This is a genomic window from Clostridium sp. MCC353, assembly GCF_018785315.1.
Lineage (GTDB): Bacteria > Bacillota > Clostridia > Lachnospirales > Lachnospiraceae > CHH4-2.
In genome coordinates this window covers 57,308-66,302 of sequence record NZ_WQPN01000093.1, presented here as the reverse complement: position 1 = coordinate 66,302, position 8,995 = coordinate 57,308, and the positions used below count along the sequence as shown (strand labels likewise).

General features: G+C 46.5%; 9 protein-coding genes and 1 pseudogene. 1 reads left to right on the top strand and 9 read right to left on the bottom strand.

Annotated features, from left to right (window positions below; genetic code table 11):
* Nucleotides 1–150 precede the first annotated feature (150 nt).
* The 6 genes from GPL15_RS16430 to GPL15_RS16405 form a co-directional block, all read right to left on the bottom strand.
* On the bottom strand, nt 151–999 hold the full coding sequence (locus tag GPL15_RS16430; protein ID WP_215699771.1) for an MBL fold metallo-hydrolase: 849 nt from the start codon (nt 997–999) through the stop codon (nt 151–153).
* Nucleotides 990–2,267, bottom strand: coding sequence for an MFS transporter (locus GPL15_RS16425; protein ID WP_215699770.1), 1,278 nt, complete (start codon nt 2,265–2,267; stop codon nt 990–992). Before GPL15_RS16425 ends, GPL15_RS16430 begins: the two co-directional genes overlap by 10 nt.
* The gene (locus GPL15_RS16420; RefSeq protein WP_215699769.1) at nt 2,264–3,061 is read right to left on the bottom strand and encodes an MBL fold metallo-hydrolase; all 798 of its coding nucleotides are present in this window, start codon (nt 3,059–3,061) and stop codon (nt 2,264–2,266) included. Before GPL15_RS16420 ends, GPL15_RS16425 begins: the two co-directional genes overlap by 4 nt.
* A 79-nt stretch (nt 3,062–3,140) precedes the next feature.
* Nucleotides 3,141–4,634 (bottom strand): tripartite tricarboxylate transporter permease, encoded by a 1,494-nt coding sequence (locus GPL15_RS16415; RefSeq protein ID WP_215699768.1) that lies wholly within the window; start codon nt 4,632–4,634, stop codon nt 3,141–3,143.
* Nucleotides 4,635–4,646: 12 nt separating this feature from the next.
* Nucleotides 4,647–5,114 carry a tripartite tricarboxylate transporter TctB family protein gene (locus GPL15_RS16410; RefSeq protein ID WP_346344990.1) on the bottom strand — a complete coding sequence of 156 codons (468 nt, stop codon included), beginning with the start codon at nt 5,112–5,114 and terminating at the stop codon, nt 4,647–4,649.
* Nucleotides 5,115–5,201: 87 nt separating this feature from the next.
* On the bottom strand, nt 5,202–6,200 hold the full coding sequence (locus tag GPL15_RS16405; RefSeq protein WP_215699767.1) for a tripartite tricarboxylate transporter substrate binding protein: 999 nt from the start codon (nt 6,198–6,200) through the stop codon (nt 5,202–5,204).
* Nucleotides 6,201–6,383: 183 nt separating this feature from the next.
* On the opposite strand from GPL15_RS16405, the gene GPL15_RS16400 reads away from it, so the two are divergent.
* Entirely contained in the window at nt 6,384–7,316 is a 933-nt protein-coding gene (locus GPL15_RS16400) for a LysR family transcriptional regulator (protein WP_215699766.1), read from the top strand.
* An 85-nt stretch (nt 7,317–7,401) separates the two neighbouring features.
* Here the strand turns inward: GPL15_RS16400 and GPL15_RS16395 are convergent, their stop codons facing one another.
* The 3 genes and pseudogenes from GPL15_RS16395 to GPL15_RS16385 all read right to left on the bottom strand — a co-directional run.
* Nucleotides 7,402–7,650, bottom strand: a complete 249-nt coding sequence (locus GPL15_RS16395) for a hypothetical protein (protein WP_215699765.1) — start codon at nt 7,648–7,650, stop codon at nt 7,402–7,404.
* Between the two features lie 58 nt (nt 7,651–7,708).
* Complete coding sequence (locus GPL15_RS16390; RefSeq protein ID WP_215699775.1) at nt 7,709–8,608, bottom strand: hypothetical protein; 900 nt, start codon at nt 8,606–8,608, stop codon at nt 7,709–7,711.
* A gap of 206 nt (nt 8,609–8,814) precedes the next feature.
* A pseudogene (locus GPL15_RS16385) lies at nt 8,815–8,995 on the bottom strand (hypothetical protein); the annotation flags it as partial.

Here is an 8,995-nt window from a genome sequence, read left to right as displayed (position 1 = left end):
GCCTTAGTTTCACTTACGGTTGGAAGCCGGTTTTCATCGCCAACGGATTCCGCTCCGCCCGGCGTCAAACCTCCAAGCAGACCTCCGCCCCCGTCCGTCCCCATTTCCTGGATTCATGGCGTTACTTTCGCTAATATGTTAAATAAAGCTTCACCCCTCTTTCTCATCCTCCACAATCTGCATAACTCTCTCCAGCCTTTCCTGCATCAGCTCATGCCAGATCGATGGATCCAGATAAGGATTGAAATCTTCCGTCACCTGATCCTTTAAAAGGAGAATCCCAACCTGGTTGGTATGGGAAGGGAGACAGATATCAACTTCCATCTGATCCAGTTTTTTGAGGCCTTCGATGAACTCATCCCGTAAAGTGGCGGGCAGACGGTCCTCTTCAAAATTCTGTTTCGTCAGGTTCAGGCCCACGCCGCCGTGAATTCCACAGCGGAGAACGCGTCCGTCTTTATCCGTCACATCAAAGAACATGGATGTGCATCCCGGCGTATGGCCCGGAGTGGATACGGTATGGATCGTGATATTTCCCTGGGTGATGGGCTTATCATCCCCATAGAGTTCATCCGGTTCGAACTCGCCGCAGGTATAATCCCCAATTCTGATCAAATCCCGTCTCTCATGAAGGAACAGCAGATCACGTTCACCCAGATAAAGCTTAGCTCCGGTCAGTTCCTTCATGGTTCTGGCCGCGCCGATATGGTCGATATGGGCGTGGGTCAGCAGGATCTTTTTGATATCCGTCAGTTCATATCCCAGTTTGCGGATATTTTCAATCATTAGATACGCGGTTTCATGCATTGCAGTGTCAATCAGGATCAGTCCGTCCCCCGTATCGATCAGATAACAGGCTACCCAGTCATTTCCTGAAATATAATAAACTCCCGGAGCCATTTTTATGGGCTCCACATATGCCTCCCACGGCCTTCTGCAGCAGCGCTCCATCAGCACCATTGCAGGCGGACTTGTTTTTGATGTACTGTTTAAGGGCATAACGGTTCTCCTTTCCCCCTGGCTAAATTTTCTATTTTATGCCAGGCAAACAAACGTAAATATAATAATAGTGCAGCCAGCAGATATGCACCGATTAAAAATGCAAATGATGGCTTATAAGAGTGGAATATATCATAAGAATACCCAACCCCCGTAAAGTATATAGAACTGGCCAAAGATCCAAACATAGAGTAATAGGAGTATACCTTATCGTATTTCTCACTGCCATAGGTTTCCCGCACCAGATACGGATCGCATACCGTGTAAAATGACATGCTCATTCCGAAGAACAGACTGGAAATGGCGATTACAGCCACATTTTTCCCAACCAGCAGCCCTATGATGGCCGCGATCACTACCATGATATAGAAAAATGTCACTCTGGTAGAGCTGAAATGGTCGTAACACCAGCCCACACTCATTTTAGCCGCCACATTTCCCAGCATCAGCATGGAACTGAGCATCCCGCCAACCGTTACAGGAAATCCCAGGGACAAACCATAGCTGGGCATAATATGGGTATACTGGCTGCTCAGATAGAGAAGCGGTACCAATATGACCATATAAAAGGTTATCTTCTGTCTTCCGGCCCGGTCCGCAGAATTGTAAAAACCGCTGCGGTCCTTTTCCCGGCGTCCCCGTTTTCCTTCTTCCCCTTCCTTCCGGTATGGCTTCTGGCCCACATCTTCCGGCCGGTAAATGATCAGGGCGGCAACCGTGATAAAGCAGATGGACAGCATTAAAATCACCGTGATGACCACCGCTGTTTTCCATCCCATCTTCTCAATCATCCGCGCTGAAACCGGATTCATAACCGCGCCGCCGATGCCGGACGCCGCCACTCCGATTCCAAGGGCCGTCCCCACCCGGGATTCAAACCAGTTATTTATGATAAAGGTGGACGGAGTGATCATTAAAAATGATCCCGCAAATCCCATAACAGCCGCTGTCAGATAGAGAGACGCCACGCCGTTTACAAAAACCAGCGCCATAAATGTGCCCCCATAGATCACCGACATGATGATCAGCATCGGCTTAATAGGGAACTTCCGGTAGCAGCGGAATACAATCAACGCTGCAAATGCCATCACCACGGTTCTGATGGAGAAGAATCCCGACATCTGAGCCGTTGTAATCCCCAGTTCATCCCGAACCGGCGAAAGGTACAGGCCCAAGGTATTGTTTCCGATACCCGTAACCCCGATCTGCAGAATACAGCAGCCTAACAGCACCCACCAGGCCCTATGTATGGATGATTTCCCGGTCAATCCCCGGCCAGATTATCAGCCATCTCTAATCTGGCTCTAAGAAGCTTCTTCCATGCCTCCTGATCCACAAACGGATTCTCTTCCTCTCTGTAGGTTCCGGCTTTGTCCATAATCGGCACCTGGTTTGGATGGGACGGAAGGGTGATATCCACTGGTTCCTCCATCAGCATTTTCAGGGAATTTATGAATTGATCCAAAAGCTCTTCCGGCCAGCCCGGCCATTTTTCATAAAATTCAGGAACCAGCGTATTCAATCCAACTCCCCCGTGAAGCCCACAGCGAAAGGTTTTCCCCGCCTGATCCCTCACATCAAAGAAAAATGAAGTGGTTCCCGGCGTATGTCCCGGTGTCAGAACCGTCCTGATCTCCATATTGCCCAGACGGATGGGATTCTCATTGTCATAGAGTTCATCCGGTTCAAAATCAACCCGGTTTTCATAATCAAAATACACCCACTCCGGATGTTCTGTCATCATCTGATAATCTTCTCTGGACATATAAACCTTTGCCTTTGTATATTCCTGAAGCAGCCTGGTTCCGCCGCAGTGATCCAAATGGCCGTGGCTCACCAAAAGCATCTTGATATCCATTGGGTCAAACCCTAATTTTCTGACGCTTTCCAGAATCAGATAAACGGATTCCGCAAATGCCTGGTCGATTAAGATCAGTCCATCCCCGGTATCCAGCAGATAGCTTCCCACATAAGTGGTTCCCACATAATAAACTCCCGGAGCCATCTGAAACGGCTCGCAGACCTGTTCCCATTCCTTTGCCCTATACCTGTTTTCTCCCATTCCTATCATTTCCTCCTTTTCTGCCGCTGCCGCGGCATCATTTTTTTGGAGAGGGCTTTTATACCCTCTCCATGTTTTTTTATGCTTTCGTTTTTCTTGCTTTTGCGAATATTGTACGGATAATCGGTGAAAATACACAGCCGATTCCAATGATCATCAGCACACATGAAATAGGTCTTGTGAAGAAGGAAGCCGCTGTCCCCGAATACTGGAACGCCTTTAACATATTGCTCTCCAGAGTTGGGCCTAAAATAAACGCCAGAATGAGGGGAGCCGTAGGCAGACCGCCGTATGTCATCAGGATTCCCACAATGGCGAAGACGATCATCATGCCGCATTTATACAGACTGCTGGAGTCCACATATGCGCTGACTAAAGAAATCACCAGCAGAGCCGGATACATATAATGGTAAGGAACCTTCAAAATCTGAGGGAACAGCCTCATTCCAAGAGCCTGCAGAACCAATGTGCAGAACGCGCAGACTGCCACAACCGCAAACATCAGATACACCACATTACCACTGTTTTTAAATACCATCGGCCCCATTTCAAGTCCGTGAATGGTCAGGGCGCCGATTAAAAGCGCGGTGGTGGAGTCGCCGGGGATACCAAGAGCCGCCATAGGGATCATAGACCCGCCGATGGCTGCATTGTTGGATATTTCAGAAGCCCAGATACCTTCCGGATTTCCTTTTCCGAACAATTCCGGATGTTTGGACGCATTTTTTGCCGATGAATAAGCGACCAGGTTGGAAAGGCCGGCTCCCATGCCAGGAAGGAAACCGATTCCAAGGCCGATACCAAAGGATCTCAGAATGTTGACGGTCTGATCCTTTATCTCTTTAAAGGTAATCCCAAGCCCCTTAATGCTCTTCGTGTCAACTTCCGGCAGGGGATCAAATCCCTTTCCGTATTCTACAATGATTCTGCTGACACCGAAAATACCGATCAAAACAACCGTCATGGAAAGACCGCTCATCAGATACATATTGTCAAACACAAATCTGGCTTCCGCGTCAATGGGAGAAAAGCCCACAGATGCAAAGAGAAGCCCAATGGTGGCCGAAGCCAGCCCTTTAAACATATTGCCCTTTGATATGGCCAGCACCATGGTTATGGCCACAAAACACAGGGAGAAATATTCCCACGGCCCCAGCATAAATGCCACTTCCGCCACCGACTGGCTTAACAGAGCGCCCAGTATCGCACTGAAAAATGTTCCGATAAAGGAAGCCACCATACCGATTGCCAGCGCTTTACCGGCTTTTCCGTTCTGGCTCATAGGATAACCGTCAAAACAGGTTGCAACAGCCGAAGCAGATCCCGGGATTCCCAAAAGCACGGAACCGATAAACGCGCCGGAACATCCGCCAACCCACAAACTGATCAGGAAGATAACTGCCGTGCCCGCCGGCATGGTGTAGGTAAGAGGCATAAAAAGCATAACAGCCAGCGTACCGGAAAGTCCCGGTATAGCGCCGAAAATGATTCCGATCACCGTTCCCGCCAACAGAAGAAGGAGGTTAAACGGCTGTACGATCTGAGAAACAATATATGGTATAAACTCAAGCATAATCTCCACCCCCTAATAGAACAGCATTCCATCCGGCAGTCCCAGCCCGAATGCAAATACATAAATTACGTAGATAATAACTGTCAGCAGCGCGGAAAAGATAATCCTGCCCTTCACCGTAGATTTGCTTCCCTTGGCAAATAATGTTGTCATTATGTAGGTAACCACTGGTGTTGCGATCAAATAGCCCACATAAGTCATAGCCAATACGTAGGCCGCCAGGATCACCAGCGTGATGCCCATGCGCACCCAGCCTTCTTTTACCATAAAAGGCTTTTCTTCTTTTTTACTCAATGTACTTTCTATAAAGATTCCGGCTCCGCATGCGATAAATCCCACAACCGCTATGGTTGGCAGCATCTTAGGCCCGGGATAAGCCGCCGTCATAGGCATCTTAAACTGGCTTACCAGCACAGCCACAATCAGTCCCAATAAGACTAACACGGCGCCTGTAATCTGATCTCTTTTTACTTTAACCACTCCAAAAACCCCTTTCTAACCTGTATTTTGAGAAAAAAAATCCAGCGCAACCCCATAGCTTATGATGTTCCGCTGGACTTTAATCATTTATTTCTGTTCCAGTCCAAGTTCTTTTACAACTGCGTTTAACTGTTCCTGCTGCTCTTTCACTTTTGCAAGGCCGTCTTCAAGGCTGAAGAATTCCATATCAAATCCTGCCGGCTGAAGAATCGCTTTTACGTCTGCGTTGGCTGCTGCATTTGCATAGAAATCGTGAATCTTCTGAACAAGTTCCTGATCCATATCTTTCGGCCCTAAGAACAGGTTAATGGAAGCAAAGGAAACATCCAGCCCCTGCTCAATAAAGCTTGGGATATCAGGAAGTACGGAGCTTCTTCCGCCTTCTTTATCTCTGGAAACACATGCCAGTCCGATTACCTTGCCGGATTCCACATACTGTTTTGCCTGGTTCGGGTTAACGAGACATGCGTCAATGCTCTTGCCCACTAAAGCGGTTAATTTCTCTGTATCAGAACCCGCTTCTACATATTTAAAGTCAATTCCCGCTGCCTTAGCAAATAAACCAGCCTGGATATGGGAAGATCCGCCTGTTTCAACACCGAACAGCAGGGTTCCCGGAGCTGCTTTTGCCGCTGCAACAAAATCATCCACTGTCTTATAAGGTGAATCCGCCGGAACAACCAGCACATAACCGCCCACTTCTGTTCCCTGGCTGACCGCGATTACGGTAAAGTCTTCTGCTGCCTTCTTATCGTAAACGCCGGTTGCTGTTTTAATCAGCATCGTGGTATGGAATTGTAAAATGGTGCTGCCGTCCGTTTTTGCAGTTCTTACTTTTTCCATGGCAACCACGCCGCCGCCGTCTGTATTATTAACAATCGTCAATGTATTTTTTGCATCTTTTGCAACCTGGGTCGCCAGAGTTCTTGCCATAACATCCGTACCGCCGCCTGCCTTAGCCGGAACCTGTACCTCAACATTCTTAGCCCACTGTCCAGTTTTTGCTCCCCCTGAGCACGCTGCCAATGAAGCTGCCATTGATACTGCCAAAACGCCTGCTGCCAATACCTTCAGTGTCTTTTTCATTTTCCTCTTCTCCTTCTGCTTGTTTACTCGCATTTTATAAGTATGCGTTGTAATTTTTGATAAATTTTATTGATTTATCAAATTTATTTTATTATAATATAACAATACTCAAAGATCAACTTATTGATATTTATATTTTAACTTATTTTTTTTAAGTTTACTTTATATATAGGAGGATTTTTCATGGATCTTAAACAATTGGAATACATGATAGCAATCGCAAATGAGCAAAGTATCTCAAAAGCGGCAGAAAAACTGTTCCTGACCCAGTCAGCCTTAAACCAGCAGCTGCTGCGCCTGGAACGTGAACTGGGCCTTCCATTATTCAACCGGGTCCGTCATTCCATGATTCCTACCCATGCCGGAAGAATCTATTTGGATACTGCAAAAAAAATGCTGGAGATGAAAGCGGAAACCTATAAAATCCTCAATGATATCGCAGATATGAAGAGAGGGGAAATTTCCATCGCCTACACACCGGAACGGGGTTCGGTTATGTTTTCCCACATCTATCCCCGTTTTCATAAGCTCTATCCCGATATCACATTCAAAATCTATGAATCCAGAGTAAAAAGGACTGAACAGCTGGTTCTTCATGGAGATGTCAGTTTAGGCTTTGTAGCCCATATGGAGGACAAACCCGATTTTGATTATTACCGTCTCCAATCCGAACTCATGGTTCTGGCGCTGCCTGCCAGCCATCCGCTGGCCTATCTGGCCGGTGAGGAAAGCTACAAGACCTTTCCTCTTTTCGACCTTAAACGCCTGAAAGACGACTATTTCGTCCTGATGACCCATGAAACCCGCTTTCGGGATAAGATCGATGAAGCCTTTGCTAAGGCAGGCTATAAACCCAAAGTTCTATTTGAATCGACCAGCACCTACACCACTTTTAATATGGTTAAAAACCAGGTCTGCCCCGCCTTCTTCCCACAGTCCTATGTGGAAGCGGATGCACCCATTGTGTACTTTTCCTTTGATTCCAGGGCATCCTGGATGAGGTCGGTTGTCACACGGAAAGGGGCATATCTCAGTAAACCGGAACTGGATCTGATCGAATTGGCAAGGGATTATACAGTTAACGATGAAAACAATAAAAAACTTATAATTCAATAAAAAATACCGGCATTCCTGTCTCGTATTGTATTTAGGAAATGCCGGTATCCTTATATGTAATCAAGTTTATATTTTTCTTCTTACTTTACTGCCAGAATTGGATCACATATTTCTCCGCCTCTTCCCGGTTCAAAGCATAGCTCTCTTCCAACTCCTTTTGTGCTTCTTCTCTGGATCTTCCCAGTTTTTTAAAGGCTTGGATTAAAACCTGAATTCCCTTCTCCATACCTTCCTCAAATTTCTCTTCCCCGCGCACCTCAAGCGCGTCTTCCATATTAAATTCCGTAAACAGCATATTCGACGCCTCCGTTCCATGTTCCCTTAAAAACTCCACAAGAAGCCCCTCGTTTTCACAGTCCGATATAATTCTTGTTTATAAAACCCTCATTTTTTCACTGCCAGAACCGCATCAGATATTTCTCCGCCTCGTCCCGGCTCAGAGCATAGCTCTCTCCCAACTCCTTTTGTGCTTCTTCTCTGGACCTTCCCAGTTTTTTGTAAGCTTGGATTAAAACCTGGATTCCCCGCTCTATCCCCTTCTCCATACCTTCCTCAAACTTCTCTTCCCCGCGCACCTCAAGCGCGTCTTCCATATTAAATTCCGTAAACAGCATATTCGACGCCTCCGTTCCATGTTCCCTTAAAAACTCCACAAGAAGCCCCTCGTTTTCACAGTCCGATATCGCCTGAATGATCGCTTCGTCTCTGGTTTTCCCGCTTTTCATACAATCACGGATCTTTTGGATAAAGCTGGAATACTCATAAATTGGACGGCATTCTTTCAATATCGGATGGTCTGCCGACAGGTTTATATTGATTACTTTCACCTTTAATTCTAACATAGGTTCCCCGTCTTTTACAAGGTAGGCATCCGATAATCTCAGTTCCTTTTCCGCAGCAAACGGAGCCGTTCCATTATAAAATACATAGAATTCCGGAGCTGGAATGGGGATCAGGCGGGTTTTATATAGCGCCTTCGGTTCTACCAGTTTTTCTATCGTTCTTCCGAAATAAATCACATCCCGTAAAGGCATGTTTTCATTCACTGTGGACTGGTGCTCACTGATCACCAATACTCTTTTTTTCACGGTAAACGCCATATCGTTCTTCCTAGCCATGAACAGCACTCCGCTCAGTGTCGTATAATCAATATCCTCCGGCTTCACTTCCTCTCCCGGCTCCAGGGCCTGATAAAGGGCGGCCGCATTCCTTGGATCGCTGAATAATGCCGTAAATGCACTGGATTTCACCTCACGGTTGCTGGTTTCTTTTGCTGTACTGTTATGAAACATACAGGTTCCTCCTAATAGTATTCAATTTTTTTATTGGAAAGCTGCGGCCGAACAGACCTGAAAATCGCGGATAATTCCCGCAATCTAAGAATGTTTTTAATTGCATTATTATATCAGTAAAAATACCGGCGTTCCAATCAATCGATTCTATGAACCGCCGGCATTTTTCGATGGACATAATTCTTGTTTATAAAATCCCACTTACCTCACTGCCAGAACCGCATCAGATATTTCTCCGCCTCTTCCCGGTTCAAAGCATAGGTCTCTTCTAGCTCCTTTTGTACCTCTTCTCTGGATCTTCCCAGTTTTCTGAAAGCTTGAATAAAACCCTGAATTCCCTTCTCCATACCTTCCTCAAACTTCTCTTCTCCGCGCACCTCAAGCGCA

Excerpts from the sequence above, each read along its gene's own strand:
- GPL15_RS16430 (WP_215699771.1), bottom strand. The coding sequence starts at position 999 with ATGCCCTTAAACAGTACATCAAAAACAAGTCCGCCTGCAATGGTGCTG.
- GPL15_RS16420 (WP_215699769.1), bottom strand. The coding sequence starts at position 3,061 with ATGGGAGAAAACAGGTATAGGGCAAAGGAATGGGAACAGGTCTGCGAG.
- GPL15_RS16415 (WP_215699768.1), bottom strand. The coding sequence starts at position 4,634 with ATGCTTGAGTTTATACCATATATTGTTTCTCAGATCGTACAGCCGTTT.
- GPL15_RS16405 (WP_215699767.1), bottom strand. The coding sequence starts at position 6,200 with ATGAAAAAGACACTGAAGGTATTGGCAGCAGGCGTTTTGGCAGTATCA.
- GPL15_RS16400 (WP_215699766.1), top strand. The coding sequence starts at position 6,384 with ATGGATCTTAAACAATTGGAATACATGATAGCAATCGCAAATGAGCAA.
- GPL15_RS16390 (WP_215699775.1), bottom strand. The coding sequence starts at position 8,608 with ATGTTTCATAACAGTACAGCAAAAGAAACCAGCAACCGTGAGGTGAAA.